Below are 20543 nucleotides of genomic sequence, written 5' to 3'. Positions count from 1 at the left end.
GCAATTACGGCCATGACCCGATTCAATCGAAGCCGAGCTCCTGCAGCTTGCGCGTGATGGTATTGCGGCCAATGCCCAGGCGCGTGGCCGCCTCGACGCGGCGCCCGCGGGTAACGCCCAGCGCAGCCTCCAGCACCGCCTTCTCGAAACGCCGCGTCAGTGCGTCCATGACTTCCGGCTGGCCGGACTCCAGCATGGCGCGAGCTTCCCCCGCCAGCAGGTGCTCCCAGCCCGCCAGCACGCTGGCCGCAGCCGAGCGGCCAGCGTAAGCCAGCGCGGTATCGGGCTCCCCGCCCAGGGTGGTAGGCGCGGCGCCGTAGTCGACGGCGTCATGGCCGTCGGCTTCGTCCGTCCTGCCCTCTGCCCGGAACTCCGCCTGGCGCGCCGCACCGGCACCGCCGCCCGGCGCCGTACCGGTGCCGATCATCTCGGCTGGCATGTCCTTGACCTCGATGGTCTGCGCAGGCGCCATCACGGTCAGCCAGTTACACAGGTTCTCCAGCTGACGCACGTTGCCAGGGAACGGCAGTGTGCTGACATAGGCCAGGGCCTCGTCCGACATGCGCTTGGGCTCCACGCCCAGTTCCTTGGCACTCTTCTGCAGGAAATGACGCGCCAGCAGCGTGATGTCTTCCGGCCGTTCGCGCAGCGGCGGCAAGCGCAGGCGGATCACGTTGAGGCGGTGGAACAAGTCCTCGCGGAACAGCCCTTCCTTGACACGCGTTTCCAGGTTCTGGTGGGTGGCTGCAATCACGCGCACGTTGGCGCGCAACGGGTTGTGGCCACCCACGCGGTAGAAGTTGCCATCCGACAGCACACGCAGCAGGCGCGTTTGCAGGTCGAACGGCATGTCGCCGATTTCGTCGAGGAACAGCGTACCGCCCTCGGCCTGCTCGAAGCGGCCGCGGCGCATGGTCTGCGCGCCGGTAAACGCCCCGCGCTCATGGCCGAACAGTTCCGACTCCAGCAGGTCCTTCGGAATGGCTGCGGTATTGAGAGCGATAAAGGGCCCGTTGGCGCGCGGGCTATGCTTGTGCAGCGCCTGCGCCACCAGTTCCTTGCCGGTACCGGACTCGCCGGTGATCAGCACTGTCACGTTCGATTGCGACAGGCGGCCGATGGCGCGGAACACGTCCTGCATGGCCGGCGCCTGGCCGAGGATTTCGGGCGCGTCGACCAGGCGGTCGTCGAGCTCCTCCTCGCGCAGGCTTTCCTGCAGCGCGCGGCGAATCAGTTCGACCGCCTTATCCACATCGAAGGGCTTGGCCAAGTACTCGAAGGCACCACCCTGGAAGGCCGCTACCGCGCTATCCAGGTCGGAGTATGCCGTCATCACGATGACTGGCAGCCCCGGATGCCGCGCCTTGAGCGCTTGCAGCAGGTCCAGGCCCGAGCCACCCGGCATGCGGATATCGGAGATCAGGACCTGTGGTTCGTCGTCTTCCAGCGCGGCCAGTACGTCGCGCACGTTGGTGAAGCTGCGTGAGAGCAGGCTTTCGCGGGCGAGGGCCTTCTCAAGAACCCAGCGGATTGATTGATCGTCGTCGACTATCCAGATCGGCTTCATGTGCGTCGCTTGTCTGCTCGGTGTCATTTGGTCTTCCGCGAACCTGGCCGCACACCGCCGGCAAGCCGGTCGGCAGCAATCATTGGGGCAGTTCCAATTGCTGTCGCCGATGCGATCAATGCAGGGGCAGCAGGATACGGAAGTCGGTACAGCCCGGCCGGCTCTCGCATTCGATCAAGCCCTCGTGCTGCTGCACGAAGGTTTGAGCGAGTGTGAGACCGAGGCCGCTACCGCCATCCCTGCCCGACACCAGCGGGTAGAAGATGCGTTCGCGGATATCCTCGGGGATGCCCGGACCGTTATCAATGACATGCAAGTCCAATGCCAGCTTGAATAATCGCTTCGCTATGGTTACCTGGCGGGCCACACGGGTGCGCAGGATGATCTGCGCATCGCCCCGTGCGACGCGCTCCGCGAGTGCCTGGGCAGCGTTGTGGACGATGTTGAGCACGGCCTGGATCAACTGTTCCATGTCGCCGCGCAGGTCGGGCAGGCTCGCGTCGTAGTCGCGCACGATATCCAGCCCGGAGGGGAATTCGGCCAGCACCACCGAGCGCACGCGCTCCAGCACCTCGTGGATATTGAGGTCGGACACGATGTGCGGATGGCGATGCGGCTCCAGCAGGCGGTCCACCAGCGTCTGCAGGCGGTCCGACTCCTTGATGATGACCTGGGTGTACTCCCGCAGCGAACGGTCAGGCAACTCGAACTCGAGCAATTGCGCCGCGCCTCGGATGCCGCCCAGCGGGTTCTTGATCTCATGCGCCAGATTGCGGATGAGCTCCTTGTTGGCCGAGGTCAGGTCGAGGATGCGCTCCTCGCGGTCGCTGCGGACCTTTTGCTCGTTGGGCAGCACTTCCACCAGTACCGTGTCGGCCGTGGCATCCAGCGCGCCGATCACCACGTGCGCGTGCATCGGCTCCTGCAGGGGCGGATGCAGTACCACATCCTGCCGGCGCGCGTCGAACTGCCGCGAAATCACGGTCTCGATCATGCTGCCGAGCTCTTCCGAAGCGCCGAACAGGTCTGCCAGCGACAGCTCCACCATGGCTTTGCGCGACACCGCGAAGCTGGCCTCGGCGGCGGGATTGGCGTAGACGATGCGCAGGCCGGGCTGGCGCACCAGCAACACCGGGTTGGCGACCACGTCCAGCCCCTGGTGGTAGGACACATCGCCCAATGGCAGCACCATGGCTTCAGCCTCGGCCGACGTGCCAGCCCCGGCCGAAGCCACCTTGCGCGAGACGCTGCGAATCAGGCGACGCATAGTGCTAGTCCTTCAAATTGGAGAGTTCGCGCCGCAGCGAAGCGGCATTGGCCTCGCCACGCGCGATGTCGTCGCGCAACGTGGCGGTGCGGTCGAGGTACTTCTGGTAGTTACGTTCATTGCCCTGGCGCTCGGGCTGGCCGTTGTTGAACTCGGCGCGCAGCGCGGCCAGCTTGGCCTCCTCGCTTTGCAGCTCCTGCTCAAGCACCGCGCGGCGCTCGCCATCGCGGCTTTTCTGGGTAGCACTGTCGACGCGCGGAAACGCGGTGGGCGCAGTCGTGGGCCCGGCACCCTTGCCTGCCGAAGGGGTGCTCACGCGCCCGCCCGGCACCGTCGTGACTTCCGGCAGGCTGAGCCGCTTGCAGCCCTTGCCGCCGTTGCCATTGCGGTATTCAGGCACGCCGTTGGGGCCAGCGCAGACGTAGATATCCGACTGCGCCGGGGCCGGCCGGCTCCAGCACACCAGCACAAGCGCCAGCATGGCGCAGGCAGCCGCCGATACGTGCACGGGGGCACCGAACCGGTGCATCGGTCCAAGCGAGGAAAGCGGGAATTCGAGCGCGTCCATTGACATCAGCAGGGATGGTGGGAAAGGAGTCCCATTCTAGCGATCAAACCGGCGGACAAAACAAAAAGGGACAGCCGAGGCCGCCCCTTCCTGGTGCAACTGTTGCCCGGTCACAACCTGGCAACGCCCCGCCTTACAGCGAGTAGTACATATCGAACTCGATCGGGTGCGTGGTCATGCGGAAGCGGGTCACTTCTTCCATCTTCAGCTCGATGTAGGCATCGATCATGGAGTTGGAGAAGACGCCGCCGCGCGTCAGGAACTCGCGGTCGTTGTCGAGGTATTCCAGGGCCTGGTCGAGGCTGGAGCACACGGTCGGGATCTTTGCATCCTCTTCCGGCGGCAGGTCGTACAGGTTCTTGTCGGCGGCTTCGCCCGGGTGGATCTTGTTTTGCACGCCGTCCAGGCCAGCCATCAGCAGCGCCGAGAAGCCCAGGTACGGGTTCATCAGCGGATCCGGGAAGCGGGTCTCGATACGACGGCCCTTCGGGTTGGCAACGTACGGAATACGGATCGATGCCGAACGGTTGCGAGCCGAGTAAGCCAGCTTGACCGGTGCTTCGAAGCCCGGCACCAGACGCTTGTACGAGTTCGTGCCCGGGTTGGTCAGGGCGTTCAGCGCGCGAGCGTGCTTGATGATGCCGCCGATGTAGTACAGCGCGAATTCCGACAGGCCAGCGTAGCCGTTGCCTGCGAACAGGTTCTGGCCATCCTTCCACACGGACTGGTGCACGTGCATGCCCGAACCGTTGTCGCCAACGACCGGCTTCGGCATGAAGGTAGCGGTCTTGCCGTAGGTGTGGGCAACGTTCTGGATCACGTACTTTTGCAGCTGCGTCCAGTCGGCGCGCTGCACCAGCGTGCTGAACTTGGTGCCGATTTCGTTCTGGCCCTGGCCAGCCACTTCGTGGTGGTGAACTTCCACGGGGATGCCCAGCGATTCCAGGATCAGGCACATTTCCGAACGGATGTCCTGGAAGGTGTCGATCGGGGCAACCGGGAAGTAGCCGCCCTTCTTGCCCGGACGGTGGCCGCTGTTGCCGTGTTCGAACTCCTTGCCCGACGACCACGGTGCTTCTTCCGAGTGGATCTTGACGGAGCAACCCTGCATGTCAATGTTCCAGGTCACGCCGTCGAAGATGAAGAACTCGGGTTCCGGGCCGAAGAAGGCGGTGTCGCCCAGACCGGTGCTCTTCAGGTAAGCCTCGGCGCGCTTGGCGATGGAACGCGGATCGCGGTCGTAGCCCTTGCCATCCGACGGCTCAACCACGTCGCAGGTCAGGATCAGGGTCGGTTCTTCGTAAAACGGATCGACGTTAGCGGTATTCGGATCCGGCATCAGCAGCATGTCCGAAGCCTCGATACCCTTCCAGCCGGCGATCGACGAGCCGTCGAAAGCGTGGCCGCTCTCAAACTTGTCTTCATCGAAGTGCGACACGGGTACCGACACGTGCTGCTCTTTGCCTTTGGTATCGGTGAAACGGAAGTCGACGAACTTGACGTCGTTTTCCTTCACCAGCTTCATCACATCTGCAACGCTGTGGGCCATGCCTATCTCCTGGAAATTCGGCTGAATCTAGAAAAGCCATTCTTGCGTCGATCTGCGCTGTGCAACGCATCAAAGACGTTTGCATCAATACAAAGATCGGCCACGAAAGGGACGAGGAATGTTAGCAGAAAGCATGCCAAGGCAACCCCCTAGTTACCCCTGCGTTCCCGAAAAAAGTGCAGCCAGACGACGCGATACGGGGGCCCAGGCGCGTTTCGGGTGCCGCATATGGCATACGCATAAATCCGTTCGGCATCCGCCTCATTCCGGGAACGCCAGCAACCTTCCCCGGCCTGCGCGAAAATCACCAACTTTGTGCATGAACGCGTCACATTGCTCTATTTTGGTGCACAAGCACCAGATTGGAACAATTTGGTGCAAACCGAGCGCCGTTGCCTGCTTGCGGTGCAAGATCCTGCTACCAAGATGCCGGCGGTGCGCGACCAAGCTGGCGTAACCGATGCCGCTAGCCGCCGTTCGCGGCCAACAGCCGCCGGCGAGCACGTCCGGCACGCTAGAATAGCCGGCAGCCTCCGCCAGATGCCATTTCACCCACCGATTTTGTCACCCAGATGACCACCCGAGACGACCTACTCCAAGCGGCGCGCGAGCGCCAGCAGCAAAACCAACTGCCGTACTTCGGCGCCCTCTCCCCGCAGGAAGCTTTTGCACTGCTGCAGGGCGATCCGACCGCCGTGATGGTGGACGTGCGCACGCAAGCTGAGCTCGACTGGATCGGCGCGCCGGACCTGCCGGAAGCCCAATCGGCACATGTGGAATGGAGCAGCTATCCGGGCGGTGCGCAGAACGCCGCCTTTATCGCGCAACTCAAGGCCCGCGTGCGCACCGATGTGCCCGTGCTGTTCCTGTGCCGCAGTGCGGCACGCTCCAAGCACGCTGCCAGCGTCGCCACGCAAGCCGGCTATCAGTTCGCCATGGACGTGCTGGAAGGCTTCGAAGGCGCTCGCGATGAACAGCACCACCGCAAGACGGTGGAAGGCTGGTGCTTCCGCGGCCTGCCCTGGCACGGCGCCTGAAGCTCGGAAGCGCGTAAATCGCGCAAATCACGTACATTGCGCAAAAAAAGCAAAACGGGACAGCATGGCTGTCCCGTTTTTTCATTGCACCGACCACGTCTCCGCCGCCAAGGGCTCAGTCCCCTGCCGGATCTCCCGGGCGCCGCGCCGCAACCTCCACCAGCTCGAAGCCCATCGCCCGCACGCCTTCGCGCAGCATGGCATAGGCAGGTTCGACCAGGTCAGCCAGGCCCTTCACACCCAGGTCGATGTGGCGGCGCGCATAGAGCTCGCCGCGCTTCGCGTCGCCCACCGACGGCAGGCTGAACACGCGGACGCCTTCGAAGGCGGCCTCGACCCGCTCCATCAGCGGCGTCAGCGTGGATTCCGGCGCCTCGAACACCAGGAACGACCGCTCCACTTGCACCGCCTGATGAAACAGGTGGGAATAGCAGGTATCCAGCACCCACTCCATCATCGGCCACGCCATGACCGGGAAGCCAGGCATGAAATGATGGTCGGCCACGGAAAAACCGGGGATGCGGTTGTAGCTGTTCGGGATGATGCGCGCGCCAGCGGGGAATTCGCCCATCTTGAAGCGATGCTGGTTCTCCGGCACGTTCAGGTCGGCCTTGGCGGGATCGCCCGCCGCGGTCTCCGCGATCCGCAAGGCGATCTGCTCGCGGGCATCCGGATGCAGTTCCAGCGGCACGCCGAGCGCGGCCGCGGCGCACTGCCGGGTGTGGTCATCGGGTGTGGCGCCAATGCCGCCGGTGCAAAACACCACATCGTTGCCCGCGAACGTGCGGCGCAGTGTGGCGGTGATGCGCGCGCGCTCATCGCCCACGTACTCCGCCCAGTCCAGCGCCAGCCCGCGCGCCGCCAGCAGTTCGATGGCACGGCGCATATGCTTGTCTTCGCGCCGCCCCGACAGAATCTCGTCACCAATGACGATCAGGCCGAAACCCATGATGCCCTCGCTTCAGGATTGTTCAATGCGCCGTACATCGGACGGCGCCAGGTCGATAACGTCCACCACCGGCGCTGCCGCGGCGGCCGCGGCAGCGCGCTCGGCGCGCAATTGCTCCAGCGCGCGCAGGCAGAAATGGCCAAACCACAGTGCCGAGAAAATAAAGATCAGCACATACAGCCACAGCGTGCCCGCGAGCACGAACGGAAACAGGAAAATCAGCGCCGCCGAAGCCACCCAGATCAGCGTCGGCGCCGAGCCCAGCAGGCCCACCGCCACGCCAATGGAGAGCAACGACATGCGATGGCGCTTCATCAGCGTCTTGCGCTCCTCTGGCGTGGCATGCTGCGCGAGCGCGTCGTAGGTCATCACGCGATAGGTCAGCCAGCCCCACAACAAGGGTGGGATCAAGGCAAAGAAAGGCGGGATCAGCCACAGCGGCAGCGTCACCAGCGCCAGCAACAGGAACACCAAGGTGCTGCCCAGCGCCTGGAACACGCTGCCCACCATGCTGCCGCCCTTGGCCTTGACCAGGTCCGGATAGCTGCGCTCCAGGTGCCGCACCGCGGCTGGCACCGAGAACAAACTGATAAACACCAGCATGGAAGCAATCACCAGCGGGATCATCAACGCGATCACAAACAACGGCGCCACCACCGTGCGCAGGGACTGCAAGCCGAACCAGTCGAGCGCGCCGTAGATCCAGCTGGTCAGCACCGACGTCTCAAGCACGCCGCGCGCGGCCGTCATGATCGGCTCCCACCCCCACAGCAGCAGGCCACCCCACAGCCCGGTGGCGAGCAGGAAAGGAATGACGGTAAGCATCAGCATGCGCGGATGCAGCTGGCTGATCAGGGCACGGCCTAGCGCGCGAAAAATATCGTTCATGCAGTGAATTGGGGTTCCACAAAGGCGGGGACAACTAGACTAGCACACGTCATAAGTGCCGCGGGGGACGCGTGCACCGCTCGCGCAAGACGGCAGGGCGCGGCGCGCGCGCCTTGCGGGGGAAAGCGCGCTCGCGGGGCTGCCACGGCAGGCGCCCCGCCGCTTCAGCCGAGCCGCAACAGGCGCTTGATCCCGTACCACTGCTGGGACAGGAACCCAGCGCCGTAGTCGCGCCCCTTGCCTGCCGGTGGCGGCATCTGGTCCCGCACACCGGTGGGGTAGTATGCGTCGGTGAACACAGCGGTGCGGAACAACATGTCCCACCAGGGAAAGATCACGCCATAGTTGCATCCGCCCAGCTTGGTGGGCCGGCCGATGGCTTCGTGGCCGACGCCAACCGCATGATGGGTGCGGTGAAAGCGCGGCGAGACCAGCAACCGCTCGCCCCACGTGCCAAAGTGCAGGCGCAGGTTGGCATGTTGCAAGCTCTGCAGCAGTTGCGACAGGGCCACCAGCATCACGTACTGGGAAGGCTCCACGCCCACCGCCAGCGCCGCCACCGCAAACACCACGTCGCGCAGCATGTCGTCGAGCAGGTGGTTGCGGTTATCGCTCCATAGCGTCATCTGGCGCTGGCTGTGATGCAGCGAATGCAGGCTCCACCACCAGCGGTAGGTATGCGAGAGGCGGTGGTACCAGTAGTCGAGCAGGTCGAACAGCAGCAGGTAGATAAAGAAGCTGACCAGCGGGCTCGACGTTACCGCCGGCCACCAGTCTTCCACATTGACCCGCTGCCAGCCGAGCAGGCGCAGATGCCCTTCCAGCCCGTCCATCAGCGGACCGAGCAGGAAGAACATGGCCAGCCGGAACAGGCCGAGGCGATGCACGACGGTGTAAAGGATGTCGGTGCGAATGGCGGCGCGGTCGGTCACGGCTTCGACCGGGCGCAGCTTTTCCAGCGGCCCGAGGATCAGCACCATCACCACGATCTGCACCAGCCCGACCAGCAGCCATTCGGTGCCGGTGAAGGCGTCCTCGGCATAGCCGCCCAGCCCAAGCTGGTAGACCACCGGCAGGATCACGTCCTGGAACAGCGTGGCTTCAATCTGGCCGATCCAGCCGTTGAGCAGGTCGAGCATCAGCGGCTCCCGGCTGCTTGCCCGGCCACCGTGGCGGACTGCCCGCGCAGCCAGTCACGATAGGCGGGATGCTCACGCAGCGTGGCAAAGCAGAAGCCCTTGTGCTCCAGGCCGCTGATCAGCGGCTCGAGCACGCCGGGCGCCCAGGGATCCTTGCGCGACCAGATGCCGAGGTGCGCCATGGCGATGTCGCCATCGCGCAGGTCGCGCAACGCGCGCTCCAGCAGCGCCTTGTTCGGGAAACGCTCGGACGAAAGCTCGTCACCCAGGAAGCCGGCCGGCGCCCAGGCCACGTGCTTGAACCCGCACTGCTCGGCCCATTGCAGCGTCTGCGGCGCGGTATGGCCGCCCGGTGCCCGCCACAGCGGCGACATGGTCGCGCCGCTGAGGCGCTTGAGCGCCTGCGCGCTGCGGTTCAGCTCACTACAAAAGCTCTGCTGGTCCATCGCCACGTCCTGCCCCGCATGCGCGCCGAACTGCGCGCGCATGGTGACCTTGCCGTCGCGTACGCCGCGCAGGTAGACGTGATCGAACGTGTGGCTGCCAAAAACATGGCCATCGGCTGCCAGCGTCTTCCAGTACGCGGCCCAGCCCGGGTCGAGCGAGCTGTCCTTGTTGATGGTGGGTTCGTTGGCGAGGAAGAACGTGGCCTTGATATGGTGCCGGCGCAGCGTATCGGCGATCAGCGCCGCCTGGCTCATGCTGCCGGTATCAAAGGTCAGGTAGAGCGTGCCGGCGCGGCAGGCCTGGGGCGCGGCGGCAGGCACCGGACCCGCCGAACTGGCCGGCCCGGCGGCCAGCGCCAGTCCGGTGGCTGCAAGCCCGGCAGCCACCGCGCGGACCAAGGCGCGGGGCAACCGGGGCTGCGAATGCTTGCTCATGATGCCTGTCCTGATTTCCTGTGACTGCATTGGAGTGGCGGCGGCCATACTAGTTCGATGCCGCGCCCGCCATGGCGTTCCCGGACGGGCGCCCTCTCTCAATAAAGCGGCGCGCGGGTACGGAAATAAATGCCGTGCGGCGAGCGGCCCACGCGAATGGTCTTGACCAGCTTGCGGCTGGCCACGTCGATCAGGCCCACCGAACGCGCCCAGCGGAAGCTCACCCACAAGGTCTTGCCGTCGGCGGTCAGCTCCATGTCATCGGGGCCAGCCGGCAGGCCGGTGATGTCGCCAACCTTGGCCAGGGTCTGCTGGTCGATGATGCTGATGGTGCCGGAGACCCGGTTGGACAAGAACAGATGGCGCTTGTCGCCCACCGCGCGGAAATTGTGCGCGCCCTTGCCGGTCTGGATCTGCTTGACCACGGTGCGGGTATGCCAGTCGATCACGGCGACGTAGTCGGCACCGGTCATGCCCACCAGCAGGTATTTCTGGTCCGGCGTAACCCACACGCCCGCCGGCGCCGAACCGGCGTTCATGCGCCACATCACGGTCTGCGTGGGCAGGTCGATGGCGACCACCTCGTTGGAGTCCTGCAGCGTGACAAAGGCAACACGGCTGTCGGCGGTAAAGGCGATATGGCTCGGTGTCTTGGCCAGCGGCAGTTGCTTGGCGATCTTGAGCGCCTTGCCGTCCCAGCGATACACGTCGACGCGATCGAGGCGGTTGCCCGTGGTCAGGAACCACTTCTGGTCGGGCGAGAAGCCGATCTGGTAGGGATCGTCGATATTGGGCAGGCGCTGCTGGACCTTGCCGGTGACCGGGTCGAGGAACACGAGGTCGTTGCCGACCGCATTGGCAACGATCAGCGATTTGTCGTCGGGCGTGGCGATCAGGTGGTGCGGCTCCTTCCCGATCGGGAACGTCTCCAGCACCTTCTGGGTGTCCTTGTCGATCAAGGTGACGGTAGCATCACCCGAATTGAGCACCACCACCACTTCCGCCAACGCCGGCGCCGCTACCATCCCCAGGGCCAGGGTGCCGATGGCGGCAAACCCGGAAACTACACGACGCAATGCGAGCATAAGACTGTTAAACAATGACTTAATCGACCATTCTAACGTTTTCGGACTGCGATCCGATGACCTGGCGCAACAAACTAACATTTGGTCACAATCTCCGCGCGGGGGAGCGTTCGCGCGAAAGGCCGGCAACCCTGGCTTCAGCGCTGCATGGCTTCCCACACCTTTTGCAGACGCTTGACCGACATCGGCACGGGCGTGCGCAACTCCTGCGCGAACAGCGCCACGCGGAGCTCTTCCAGCATCCAGCGGAACTCATCCAGGCGCGCGTCTTCCACGCCCCGCCCCTGCTGCCGCAACTGCGTCTCGGCGCGCTGCCATTGCTGCAGCAGCGGCGTGATTTCCTGCAGCCGCTGGGTGTCGCGCGCCGGGTCGCCCTTGATCTTGTCGACGCGCATGGCGATGCCCTTCAGGTAGCGCGGGAAATGCACCAACTGCAGGTAAGGCGTATCGACCACAAAATGCTTGCCCATCAGCCGTGTGAGCTGCGCCTGCATGTCGGCATGCGCCGCGGCGAACGGCTTGGCCTGGATCAGCTTGCGCGGCAGCGTCGCATACTCGGCCAGCACTGCCCCCACCAGCCGGGCGATCTCCTGCGCCAGCAGGCTCAGGCGCGAGCGCCCTTCTTCCTTGCGGGCGGCGAACTCAGCCTCGTTGCGCGGCAGCGGCGCCTGCAGGCAGGCCCGCTCCAGCGCCAGCATCACGATCTGGTCGCGCAACATCTCCTGCGTGCCCAGCGTCATGTACTGCATCGCCATCTGCTGCATGCCGGGGATGTTCTTCTCCAGGAACTTCACCTGCTCGCGCAACTGCAGCGCAAACAGGCGGCGTAGCCCGGCTTGATGGATGCGCGCGGCTTCCTGCGGATCGTCGAACACCTCCACGTCGCAATGCGTGGCGTGATCGACCAGCGCAGGATAGCCGTACAGCGTCTGGTTGCCCTTGCGGACCTCCAGCAGCTCGGGCAATTCGCCGAAGGACCAGCTGGTCAGGTTCTCGTATTGCCCCGCCTCGGCCGCCGGCACATCGCGCGCGGCGATGTTCTGGAACGACTGCTGCGCCTGCCCGCCAAACTCGGCGCGCAACTGCGCCAGGTTGCGGCCCATGTCCAGTTGCCGGCCGTGCTCGTCCACCACCTTGAAGTTCATGGCGTGATGGGCGGGCAAGGTCTCCAGCTTGAAGTCGGCGCGCTTGACCATGGTGCCGGTCTGCTCGCGGATGTCGGCAATCAGCACATCCAGCAACTCGCCCTCGCCAAAGGCATTGCGATCGACGAAGCCCGCCGCGTAATCCGGCAGCGGCACGCAATGGCGGCGCAGCTTCTGCGGCAGCGACTTGAGCAGCAGGTGCACCTTCTCCTTGACCATGCCCGGCACCAGCCAGTCCGCGCGCTCCTGGCGCACCTGGTTAAGCGCATACAGCGGCACCGTCAGCGTCACGCCATCGCGATGGCTGCCGGGCTCGAAGTGGTACGTCAGCGACATATCCACGCCCGCCACCGGCATCAGCTTGGGAAACAGGTCGGTGGTGATGCCAGCCGCCTCGTGCCGCATCAGTTCTTCGCGGTTCAGGTAAAGCAGCTTGCGCTCGCGCGCGCTCTCAGCCTGGTACCACTGCTCGAAGGTGGCCTGCTGGTGAATCTCGGCGGGGATCAGGCGATCGTAGAACGCGAAGATCAGCTCATCGTCAACCAGCACGTCCTGGCGGCGCGCCTTGTGCTCCAGGTTTTCGATCTCGCGCGTCAGGCGCTGGTTATGGGCGAAGAACGGCAGCTTGGTATCGAACTCGCCTTCCACCAGCCCGCGGCGGATAAACAGCTCGCGTGCCTCGGCCGGGTTCATCGGCCCGTAGTGCACGCGCCGGTGCTGGTAGACCACCAGCCCGTACAGCGTGGCGCGCTCCATCGCCATCACCTGGCCGGATTTCTTCTCCCAGTGCGGATCGCTCCAGCTGATGCGGAGCAAATGGCGGCCGACCTGCTCCAGCCATTCCGGCTCGATCTTGGCCAGCGTGCGTGCAAACAACCGGCTGGTTTCGATCAGCTCGGCGCCGATGATCCAACGGCCGACCTTGCGCGCGATCAGCGAGCCTGGCCACAGGTGGAACTTGATGCCGCGCGCGCCCAGGTACTCGCGCCCGCGGCCGTCGGCGTCTTCAATCCTGCAACCTACGTTGCCGAGCAATCCCGTGAGCAGCGCCTTGTGCACCTGCTCATAGGTGGGCTCGCTCTCGTTGAGCTTCCAGCCCTGCTCGGTGACGGTAGTCAGCAGCTGCGAATGCACGTCGCGCCATTCGCGCAGGCGCACATGCGACAGGAAACTGGCGCGGCACTGGTCCTGCAGCTGGCGGTTGGTCTTCTTGTGCGCCACCGCGTCCTCGAACCACTTCCACATCTTGACCCAGCCCAGGAACTCGGAGCGCTCGTCCATGAACTTGCGGTGGGCCTGGTCGGCCGCTTCCTGCGCCTCCTGCGGACGATCGCGCGGATCCTGCACCGACAGCGCGCTGGCGATGATCAGCACCTCGCGCAAGCAATGGTGCTCGCGCGCGGCCAGCGTCATGCGGGCCACGCGGGGGTCCAGCGGCAGGCGGGCCAGCTGGCGGCCGACCTGGGTCAGCGCGTTGACGTCATCGCCCACGCTTTCCACCGCGCCCAGCTCCTGCAACAGCTGGTAGCCGTCGGCAATGGCCCGGCCCAGCGGCGGCTCGATAAAGGGGAATTCCTCGATCGCCGTCAGCTTCAGTGCCTTCATGCGCAAGATCACCGCGGCCAGCGACGAGCGCAGGATCTCCGGATCGGTAAAGCGCGCCCGGCTGATGAAATCGGCCTCCTCGTACAACCGGATGCACACGCCGTCGGCCACCCGGCCGCAACGCCCGGCGCGCTGGTTGGCGGCGGCCTGCGAGATCGCCTCGATCTGCAGCTGCTCGACCTTGTTGCGGTAGGAATAGCGCTTGACCCGCGCCATCCCGGTATCCACCACATAGCGGATGCCGGGCACGGTGAGCGAGGTTTCGGCCACGTTGGTGGCCAGCACGATGCGCCGCGCATTGGAAGGCCGGAACACCCGTTCCTGCTCCTGCACCGACAAGCGCGCGAACAGGGGCAGGATCTCGGTATGCGGCGGATGGTGCTTGCGCAGCGCCTCGGCAGCCTCGCGAATTTCGCGCTCGCCGGGCAGGAACACCAGCACATCGCCCGGGCCGAGCCGGCACAATTCGTCCACGGCCTCGACGATGCCGTCGAACAGGTCGCGATCTTTCGATTGCGCGGACTTGGGCGCGCCCTCGCCAGGCCCCACCTTGTCCTTCTCGATCGGCCGGTAACGGATCTCCACGGGATACAGACGCCCGCTGACCTCGATCACCGGCGCAGGCTTGCCGCCCTGCGCAAAGTGCTCGGCGAAGCGGTTGGCGTCGATGGTGGCCGAGGTGATGACCAGCTTGAGGTCTGGCCGCTTGGGCAAGATCTCCTTCAGGTAGCCGATCAGGAAATCGATATTGAGGCTGCGTTCGTGCGCCTCGTCGATGATGATGGTGTCATAGGCACGCAGCAGCGGATCGTTCTGCGTCTCGGCCAGCAAGATGCCGTCGGTCATCAGCTTGACCGACGCGCCCGCCGACATGGTGTCGTTGAAACGCACCTGGTAGCCCACGTGCTCGCCGAGCGGCGTGCCGATCTCCTGCGCGATGCGCTTGGCCGTGGAGGTGGCCGCAATCCGGCGTGGCTGCGTGTGGCCGATCAGGCCGCCGCTGCCGTCGGCACCCGGGCCGCGCCCGATCGACAGGCAGATCTTGGGCAACTGAGTGGTTTTGCCGGAGCCGGTCTCGCCGGAGACGATCACCACCTGGTTGGCCAGCAGCGCCTGCGCGATCTCCTCGCGGCGGCCGGATACCGGCAGTGCCTCGGGGAAGGTGATGGGCGGGAGCGGGTTGGCCTGGCGCACCGGGCGGCGTGCCTCGCGGGGCGCTCGCTCGGTGCGCTCCGGGCGCGGCGGCCGGGGCGTGCCGTTTGCCGGCTGCGGCCTGGCTTGCCGGGTCTGGCCCGGCTGCCGGGGCTGGCGCTCGGCCGGCGGGCCGGCGACCGGCGTGGCGGCCACGGCCGGCGCGCCCGCCCCCCGCGCCGGCCTGGCGACAGGCTGGACAGCGGGCTGGGCTGGCGAGGGGGCGGCCTTGGGCGTGGGGAGGCCGGCATCGGTTTTCCGATCCGGCGACAAAGGTTTGGCGGGGCGTTGTGCTGACATTGGCCGGGATTATAATCCGCGGCATGAATGCAAGAACCGACACGCCAGCCGACGCGCCCGCGCCGTCCGAAATGGACGAGCCCCTGCCCGTCACCGCCCCTTCCACGCTGCCCGCGCCTGCCACCGGCGCCGACCCCGTCGAGCGTGGCGGCCCCGACCACCAGCAGTTCGTCGACTGGCTGCGAGCGGTTGCGCCCTATATCCACGCCTTCCGCGGCAAGACCTTCGTGATCGCCTTCGGCGGTGAGCTGGTCAAGGCCAACATCCTCGACGCCCTGGTCAATGACGTGGCCCTGCTGCACGCCATGGGCATGCAGATCGTGCTGGTGCACGGCTCGCGCCCGCAGGTGGAAGAGCAGTTGGCGCTGCGCCACGTCGAGTCGCAATTCGCCGACGGCGTGCGCGTGACCGACAACGCGGCGCTGGAGTGCGCCAAGGAAGCCGCCGGCGAACTGCGCCTAGATATCGAGGCCGCCTTCAGCCAGGGCTTGCCTAACACGCCCATGGCTGGCGCCCAGCTGTCGGTGATCTCCGGCAACTTCGTCACCGCCCGCCCACTCGGCATCGTCGACGGCGTGGATTACCAGCACACCGGGCTGGTGCGCAAGATCGACGGCGAGTCGGTTCGCATGTCGCTGTCGCACGGCAAGATCGTGCTGCTCTCGCCGCTTGGCTTCTCGCCCACCGGCCAGGCCTTCAACCTGTCGATGGAAGACGTGGCCAGCGCCACCGCCATCGCACTGAAGGCCGACAAGCTGGTCTTCATCACCGAAGTCCCCGGCGTGCAGGACCCGGTCGGCAAGCTGATGCCGGAAATGTCGCTGCGCACCGCCATCGAGCGGCTGCAGAACAACCACCTGCCGCCCGATGTCTCCTATTACCTGGAACACCTGGTCAAGGCGCTCAAGGGCGGCGTGCCGCGCGCCCACCTGATCCCCTTCCAGCTGGACGGCTCGGTGCTGCTGGAGCTGTTCCTGCACGACGGCGTCGGCACCATGATCTCCGACACCGACCTGGAAAGCCTGCGCGAAGCCACGCTGGACGATGTCGGCGGCATCCTGCAGCTGATCGCCCCGCTGGAGCAGGACGGCACGCTGGTACCACGCGGGCGCCACCTGATCGAGCGCGACATCGCCAACTTCTCGGTGATCGAGCACGATGGCGTGCTGTTTGGCTGCGCCGCGCTCTACGCCTACCCGCGCGAAGGCATGGCCGAGATGGCCTGCCTGACTGTGTCGTCCGAAGCCCAGGGCACCGGCGACGGCGAGCGCCTGCTCAAGCGCATCGAGCGCCGCGCCCGCAGCCTCGGCCTTGACCGCCTGTTCGTGCTCACCACCCGCACGGAGCACTGGTTCCTGAAACGCGGCTTTGTCCACGCCACTGTGGACGACCTGCCGGAAGACAAGCGCAAGCTCTACAACTGGCAGCGCAAGTCGATGGTGCTGATGAAGAAGCTGTGACGGCGGTGGGGGTAGCCTGAAGGCCGGCCCCCGCTTCGTTACAATAGCGGCACCGCAACGGCCGGTCTCTCGCCGCGCCGGCTACATCACACGACAACAAGGAGTTCCCCATGGCCCGCATGGTTCAATGCGTCAAGCTCAACAAAGAAGCCGAAGGGCTCGACCTGCCGCCGCTGCCAGGCGAACTTGGCAAGAAGATCTGGCAAACCGTGTCGAAGGAAGCCTGGGCTGGCTGGCTCAAGCACCAGACCATGCTGATCAACGAAAACCGCCTGAACATGGCCGACGCCCGCGCTCGCCAGTACCTGCTCAAGCAGACCGAGAAGTACTTCTTCGGCGAAGGCGCGGACCAGGCACAGGGCTACGTGCCGCCGCCGGCCGCCTGATCTGGCTGGGCGCGGCTTTGCGCCGCGCGCTGGAAAACAAAAAGGGTGCCTGTTACGGCACCCTTTTTGCCTGTTACGGCACCCTTTTTCATGCAACGGTCCTCCAACGGGACCGGCAGATTCAATAGTCGCTACGCTTCACGCCCTCCGGCGTGCCCAGCAGCAGTACGTCCGCGCCGCGCAGGGCAAACAACCCCACCGTGACCACGCCCGGCATGTGATTGATGGCTTCTTCCATCGACTTCGGATTACTGATCTTCAGGCCGGCCACATCCAGAATCACATTGCCGTTGTCGGTCTTGAAGATGCCGCCTTCCTTGGTCATGCGCAGGCGCGGCTGGCCACCGAATGCGGCCAGTTGGCGGGCGACCGCGGCGCGTGCCATGGGAATCACTTCCACCGGCAGGGGGAACGCGCCCATCACATCCACCAGCTTGCTGCCGTCGGCGATGCAGACAAAGCGCTTGGCCACCGAGGCCACGATCTTCTCGCGCGTCAGCGCGCCGCCGCCGCCCTTGATCATGGCGCCGCTGGCGTCGATCTCGTCCGCGCCGTCGACGTACACGGGGATCTCGTCGACCTCATTCAGGTCCAAGACCTGGAAGCCGTGCTGCTGCAGGCGGCGCGTGGACGCCTCCGAGCTGGAGACCGCGCCGGAAAAGCGTTCCTTGAACGCCGCCACCGCATCGATAAAGAGGTTGGCCGTGGAGCCCGTGCCCACGCCCAGCACCGCACCCGCCGGCACTACCTCTTTGACATAGTCGGCCGCGGCTTGCGCCACCAGCGCCTTGAGTTCATCCTGTGTCATGACAACAGCCCATCTGCTTTGGGGGAAACCGCATAGTGTACCGGAATGCCGTGACATCCCCGGCATGGGCGCGAGCCGACGGTACAATGACCCGAGGCATGCATCAGCTTGGCGCCCGGGGCCTGCCGTTTTGGTCCTGCGCCATCACCAACCCTTAAAAGCAACTCACTGACCATGAACCAGCTCGATCAGCTCAAGCAGTTCACCACCGTGGTGGCGGACACCGGCGATTTCCAGGTGATGAAACAGTACACGCCGCAGGACGCTACCACCAATCCTTCCCTGATTCTGAAGGCCGTCCAGAAGGACGAGTACCGTCCCCTGCTGGAAAAGGCCGTGCGCGGCAATGAAGGCACCGACGCCGTGATGGACGCCCTGCTGATCGCCTTTGGCTGCGAGATCCTGGCCATCGTGCCGGGCCGTGTGTCGACCGAGGTCGACGCCCGCCTGTCCTTCAACACGGAAGCCACACTGGCCAAGGCCCGCCACCTGATCTCGCTGTATGAGCAGCGCGGCGTGGCCCGCGAACGCGTGCTGATCAAGATCGCCTCGACCTGGGAAGGCATCCGCGCAGCTGAAGTGCTACAGCGAGAAGGCATCAACTGCAATATGACGCTGCTGTTCTCGCTGGCCCAGGCCGTTGCCTGCGCCGAGGCCGGCGCGCAACTGATCTCACCCTTCGTTGGCCGCATCCTGGACTGGCACAAGAAGCAAGCCGGCGACAAATGGGACGCCGCCGCCAACGCGGGCGACAACGATCCCGGCGTGCGTTCCGTGCGCCAGATCTACGACTACTACAAGAAGTTCGGCCACCCCACCGAAGTGATGGGTGCCAGCTTCCGCAGCACCGAGCAGATCCTGGCACTGGCCGGCTGCGACCTGCTCACCATCAGCCCGGACCTGCTGGAGAAGTTGGCCGCCAGCGAAAACACCGTGGAGCGCAAGCTGTCGGTCGATCAGGCACAGGCTGGCAATATCGCCCGCATCGAGTGCGGTGAGGCGGCTTTCCGCTGGCAGCTCAATGAAGACGCAATGGCGACGGAAAAGCTGGCTGAGGGGATCCGCGCATTTGCGGCGGATGCGGTCAAGCTGGAGGCGATGATTACGGCTTGAGAGGGGAATTGAGAAGGCGAAAACAGAAGCCGCCCGGGAATCCAGGCGGCGAGCCGGCTCAAGCTGACGCCGCGCTCACACCGTCCCACAGCAAGGGCAAGACCACGCCGGCCGGGCCGCGCAACACGATGTCGGCGGTCTGATCCAGCGCCGATGGCTCAGGATTGACCACGATGACATGCGCGCCATGGTCCTTGGCTGCGCCGGGCAAGCCGGCTGCCGGATAGACCAGGCCGGACGTGCCCACCACGATGCACAGATCGCACTGCTCGGCCGCATGCTCGGCGCGATAGCGGGCCACGCGCGGCAGTTCCTCGCCGAACCACACCACGCCGGGGCGCATCATGGCATTGCAAAGGGAGCAGCGCGGCGGCATGCCCGGCACGGCGGCCGCCGGGTCGCAACGGCCGCAGCCGTCAAGCCACTTGTTGGCGAACAGGTTGCCGTGCAGCTCGATCACGTCGCGGCTGCCGGCGCGCTGATGCAGGCCATCGACGTTTTGCGTGGCCAGGGTCACGGCCTTCTGCGCGGCGAGCGCCACCAGGGCGATATGCGCCGGGTTGGGATCGGTGGCCGCCACCAGCTCGCGCCGGTGCAGGTACCACTCCCAGACCAGCGCGGGCTGGCGCCGGTAGGCGTCTTCCTGGGCCAGCTCCTCGGGATTGAAGCGCGACCACAAGCCGGTCATGGCATCGCGGAACGTGGGCACGCCGGACTCGGCGGATACGCCCGCGCCGGTAAGCACCATGATATTGGTGGCTTCGCCGATCAGGCGGCGCGATGCCGCGAGCGCCTGTGCGTCGATGTACGCCGTCACGGATGCCGTCCCAGCGCTCAGCGCTTCAGGCGGCGCTGGCGCACCGCCTCATACAGGCACACGCCGCTGGCCACGGAAACGTTCAGGCTTTCCACGCCGCCGGCCATCGGGATGCTGACGAGTTCGTCGCAGGTCTCGCGGGTGAGGCGGCGCATGCCCTCGCCTTCGGCGCCCATCACCAGGGCAACCGGCCCCTTGAAATCGACGTCATAGAGCGTCTTTTCCGTGCCGTCGTCCGTGCCGATCACCCAGATGCCGCGTTCCTGCAACTCGCGCAACGTGCGCGCCAGGTTGGTGACAGTGATGTAGGGGACGGTCTCCGCCGCGCCGCTGGCCACCTTGGCCACCGTGGTGTTCACACCCACGCTGCGGTCCTTCGGAGCGATCACGGCGTGCGCGCCGGCGCCATCGGCCACGCGCAGGCAAGCGCCCAGATTGTGCGGATCGGTGACGCCATCGAGCACTAGCAGCAAGGGCGTGCCCTCAATGCCGTCGAGCAGTTCGTCAAGATTGAGTGCCAGCGCCACATCTTCGGCGCGGGCGACCACGCCCTGGTGGCGGTCGGTGCCGGCCATGCCGCGCAGGCGCTCGGCATCCACCGGGTGCAGGCGGACTTTGAGGCTTTCGGCAAGGCGGATGAAGTCCTGCATGCGGCGGTCACGCCGCGCGGATTCTACATAGACATCGGTGACGCCAGCGGCGTCCTGGCGCAGGCGCGCGGTGACGGCGTGAAAGCCGATCAGGAGTTTTTGTTTAGCCATGGCGAGATTGTACATTCCCGCCAGGGC

The 20543-nt window shown here is 65.6% G+C and carries 17 protein-coding genes; 4 read left to right on the top strand and 13 right to left on the bottom strand.

Annotation, left to right across the window (positions count from 1 at the left end; genetic code table 11):
* Positions 1 to 22 precede the first annotated feature (22 nt).
* From ntrC to AC1RWI_RS19290, 4 genes are all read right to left on the bottom strand, one after another.
* The gene (gene ntrC, locus AC1RWI_RS19305; protein WP_492868053.1) at positions 23 to 1567 is read right to left on the bottom strand and encodes a nitrogen regulation protein NR(I); all 1545 of its coding nucleotides are present in this window, start codon (positions 1565 to 1567) and stop codon (positions 23 to 25) included.
* Positions 1568 to 1682: 115 nt separating this feature from the next.
* Entirely contained in the window at positions 1683 to 2834 is a 1152-nt protein-coding gene (gene glnL / locus AC1RWI_RS19300; protein WP_043347386.1) for a nitrogen regulation protein NR(II), read from the bottom strand.
* 4 nt (positions 2835 to 2838) lie between these two features.
* A complete protein-coding gene (locus tag AC1RWI_RS19295; protein ID WP_043347387.1) occupies positions 2839 to 3402 on the bottom strand; it encodes a hypothetical protein in 564 nt (187 codons plus the stop codon).
* Positions 3403 to 3535: 133 nt separating this feature from the next.
* Positions 3536 to 4951, bottom strand: a complete 1416-nt coding sequence (locus AC1RWI_RS19290; protein WP_043347388.1) for a 3-hydroxylaminophenol mutase — start codon at positions 4949 to 4951, stop codon at positions 3536 to 3538.
* Positions 4952 to 5523: 572 nt separating this feature from the next.
* Here AC1RWI_RS19290 and AC1RWI_RS19285 point away from each other — a divergent pair.
* Positions 5524 to 5988 (top strand): rhodanese-like domain-containing protein, encoded by a 465-nt coding sequence (locus AC1RWI_RS19285; protein ID WP_043347389.1) that lies wholly within the window; start codon positions 5524 to 5526, stop codon positions 5986 to 5988.
* Between the two features lie 115 nt (positions 5989 to 6103).
* On the opposite strand, the gene AC1RWI_RS19280 is transcribed toward AC1RWI_RS19285, so the two are convergent.
* From AC1RWI_RS19280 to hrpA, 6 genes are all read right to left on the bottom strand, one after another.
* A complete protein-coding gene (locus AC1RWI_RS19280) occupies positions 6104 to 6937 on the bottom strand; it encodes a competence/damage-inducible protein A (protein WP_043347392.1) in 834 nt (277 codons plus the stop codon).
* 12 nt (positions 6938 to 6949) lie between these two features.
* Positions 6950 to 7825 carry an EI24 domain-containing protein gene (locus AC1RWI_RS19275; protein WP_043347396.1) on the bottom strand — a complete coding sequence of 292 codons (876 nt, stop codon included), beginning with the start codon at positions 7823 to 7825 and terminating at the stop codon, positions 6950 to 6952.
* 164 nt (positions 7826 to 7989) lie between these two features.
* Positions 7990 to 8964 carry a sterol desaturase family protein gene (locus AC1RWI_RS19270; protein WP_043347397.1) on the bottom strand — a complete coding sequence of 325 codons (975 nt, stop codon included), beginning with the start codon at positions 8962 to 8964 and terminating at the stop codon, positions 7990 to 7992.
* Positions 8964 to 9845, bottom strand: coding sequence for a polysaccharide deacetylase family protein (locus AC1RWI_RS19265; RefSeq protein WP_043347400.1), 882 nt, complete (start codon positions 9843 to 9845; stop codon positions 8964 to 8966). Before AC1RWI_RS19265 ends, AC1RWI_RS19270 begins: the two co-directional genes overlap by 1 nt.
* Before the next feature lie 98 nt (positions 9846 to 9943).
* On the bottom strand, positions 9944 to 10870 hold the full coding sequence (locus tag AC1RWI_RS19260; RefSeq protein ID WP_419188886.1) for a YVTN family beta-propeller repeat protein: 927 nt from the start codon (positions 10868 to 10870) through the stop codon (positions 9944 to 9946).
* 197 nt (positions 10871 to 11067) lie between these two features.
* On the bottom strand, positions 11068 to 15171 hold the full coding sequence (gene hrpA / locus AC1RWI_RS19255; RefSeq protein WP_492868048.1) for an ATP-dependent RNA helicase HrpA: 4104 nt from the start codon (positions 15169 to 15171) through the stop codon (positions 11068 to 11070).
* A gap of 23 nt (positions 15172 to 15194) precedes the next feature.
* Here hrpA and argA point away from each other — a divergent pair, with 23 nt between their 5' ends.
* Complete coding sequence (gene argA / locus AC1RWI_RS19250; protein ID WP_492868046.1) at positions 15195 to 16631, top strand: amino-acid N-acetyltransferase; 1437 nt, start codon at positions 15195 to 15197, stop codon at positions 16629 to 16631.
* A gap of 110 nt (positions 16632 to 16741) precedes the next feature.
* Positions 16742 to 17017, top strand: a complete 276-nt coding sequence (locus AC1RWI_RS19245; RefSeq protein WP_043347409.1) for an oxidative damage protection protein — start codon at positions 16742 to 16744, stop codon at positions 17015 to 17017.
* Positions 17018 to 17138: 121 nt separating this feature from the next.
* On the opposite strand, the gene rpiA is transcribed toward AC1RWI_RS19245, so the two are convergent.
* A complete protein-coding gene (gene rpiA, locus AC1RWI_RS19240; RefSeq protein WP_043347413.1) occupies positions 17139 to 17825 on the bottom strand; it encodes a ribose-5-phosphate isomerase RpiA in 687 nt (228 codons plus the stop codon).
* Between the two features lie 174 nt (positions 17826 to 17999).
* Between rpiA and tal the strand changes: the two genes are divergently transcribed.
* Positions 18000 to 18938 (top strand): transaldolase, encoded by a 939-nt coding sequence (gene tal / locus AC1RWI_RS19235; protein ID WP_492868043.1) that lies wholly within the window; start codon positions 18000 to 18002, stop codon positions 18936 to 18938.
* Positions 18939 to 18996: 58 nt separating this feature from the next.
* Here tal and AC1RWI_RS19230 read toward each other — a convergent pair whose 3' ends face one another.
* Together AC1RWI_RS19230 and rlmB are read right to left on the bottom strand one after the other, a co-directional pair.
* Positions 18997 to 19686 (bottom strand): SIR2 family NAD-dependent protein deacylase, encoded by a 690-nt coding sequence (locus AC1RWI_RS19230; RefSeq protein WP_236702047.1) that lies wholly within the window; start codon positions 19684 to 19686, stop codon positions 18997 to 18999.
* An 86-nt stretch (positions 19687 to 19772) separates the two neighbouring features.
* Positions 19773 to 20516, bottom strand: coding sequence for a 23S rRNA (guanosine(2251)-2'-O)-methyltransferase RlmB (gene rlmB, locus AC1RWI_RS19225; protein WP_492868041.1), 744 nt, complete (start codon positions 20514 to 20516; stop codon positions 19773 to 19775).
* Positions 20517 to 20543: the final 27 nt, after the last annotated feature.

This window comes from Cupriavidus sp. MPR-AND1C (assembly GCF_058809705.1).
This window is presented reverse-complemented; position numbering and strand designations above follow the sequence as displayed.

Bases quoted from the DNA above. Each gene is read 5' to 3' on its own strand.
- AC1RWI_RS19285 (WP_043347389.1), top strand. From the start codon at position 5,524: ATGACCACCCGAGACGACCTACTCCAAGCGGCGCGCGAGCGCCAGCAG.
- tal (WP_492868043.1), top strand. From the start codon at position 18,000: ATGAACCAGCTCGATCAGCTCAAGCAGTTCACCACCGTGGTGGCGGAC.
- AC1RWI_RS19275 (WP_043347396.1), bottom strand. From the start codon at position 7,825: ATGAACGATATTTTTCGCGCGCTAGGCCGTGCCCTGATCAGCCAGCTG.
- AC1RWI_RS19280 (WP_043347392.1), bottom strand. From the start codon at position 6,937: ATGGGTTTCGGCCTGATCGTCATTGGTGACGAGATTCTGTCGGGGCGG.
- glnL (WP_043347386.1), bottom strand. From the start codon at position 2,834: ATGCGTCGCCTGATTCGCAGCGTCTCGCGCAAGGTGGCTTCGGCCGGG.
- AC1RWI_RS19270 (WP_043347397.1), bottom strand. From the start codon at position 8,964: ATGCTCGACCTGCTCAACGGCTGGATCGGCCAGATTGAAGCCACGCTG.
- AC1RWI_RS19230 (WP_236702047.1), bottom strand. From the start codon at position 19,686: ATGGTGCTTACCGGCGCGGGCGTATCCGCCGAGTCCGGCGTGCCCACG.
- rpiA (WP_043347413.1), bottom strand. From the start codon at position 17,825: ATGACACAGGATGAACTCAAGGCGCTGGTGGCGCAAGCCGCGGCCGAC.
- AC1RWI_RS19295 (WP_043347387.1), bottom strand. From the start codon at position 3,402: ATGGACGCGCTCGAATTCCCGCTTTCCTCGCTTGGACCGATGCACCGG.
- AC1RWI_RS19260 (WP_419188886.1), bottom strand. From the start codon at position 10,870: ATGGTAGCGGCGCCGGCGTTGGCGGAAGTGGTGGTGGTGCTCAATTCG.
- rlmB (WP_492868041.1), bottom strand. From the start codon at position 20,516: ATGGCTAAACAAAAACTCCTGATCGGCTTTCACGCCGTCACCGCGCGC.
- ntrC (WP_492868053.1), bottom strand. From the start codon at position 1,567: ATGAAGCCGATCTGGATAGTCGACGACGATCAATCAATCCGCTGGGTT.
- argA (WP_492868046.1), top strand. From the start codon at position 15,195: ATGAATGCAAGAACCGACACGCCAGCCGACGCGCCCGCGCCGTCCGAA.
- AC1RWI_RS19290 (WP_043347388.1), bottom strand. From the start codon at position 4,951: ATGGCCCACAGCGTTGCAGATGTGATGAAGCTGGTGAAGGAAAACGAC.
- hrpA (WP_492868048.1), bottom strand. From the start codon at position 15,171: ATGTCAGCACAACGCCCCGCCAAACCTTTGTCGCCGGATCGGAAAACC.
- AC1RWI_RS19245 (WP_043347409.1), top strand. From the start codon at position 16,742: ATGGCCCGCATGGTTCAATGCGTCAAGCTCAACAAAGAAGCCGAAGGG.
- AC1RWI_RS19265 (WP_043347400.1), bottom strand. From the start codon at position 9,845: ATGAGCAAGCATTCGCAGCCCCGGTTGCCCCGCGCCTTGGTCCGCGCG.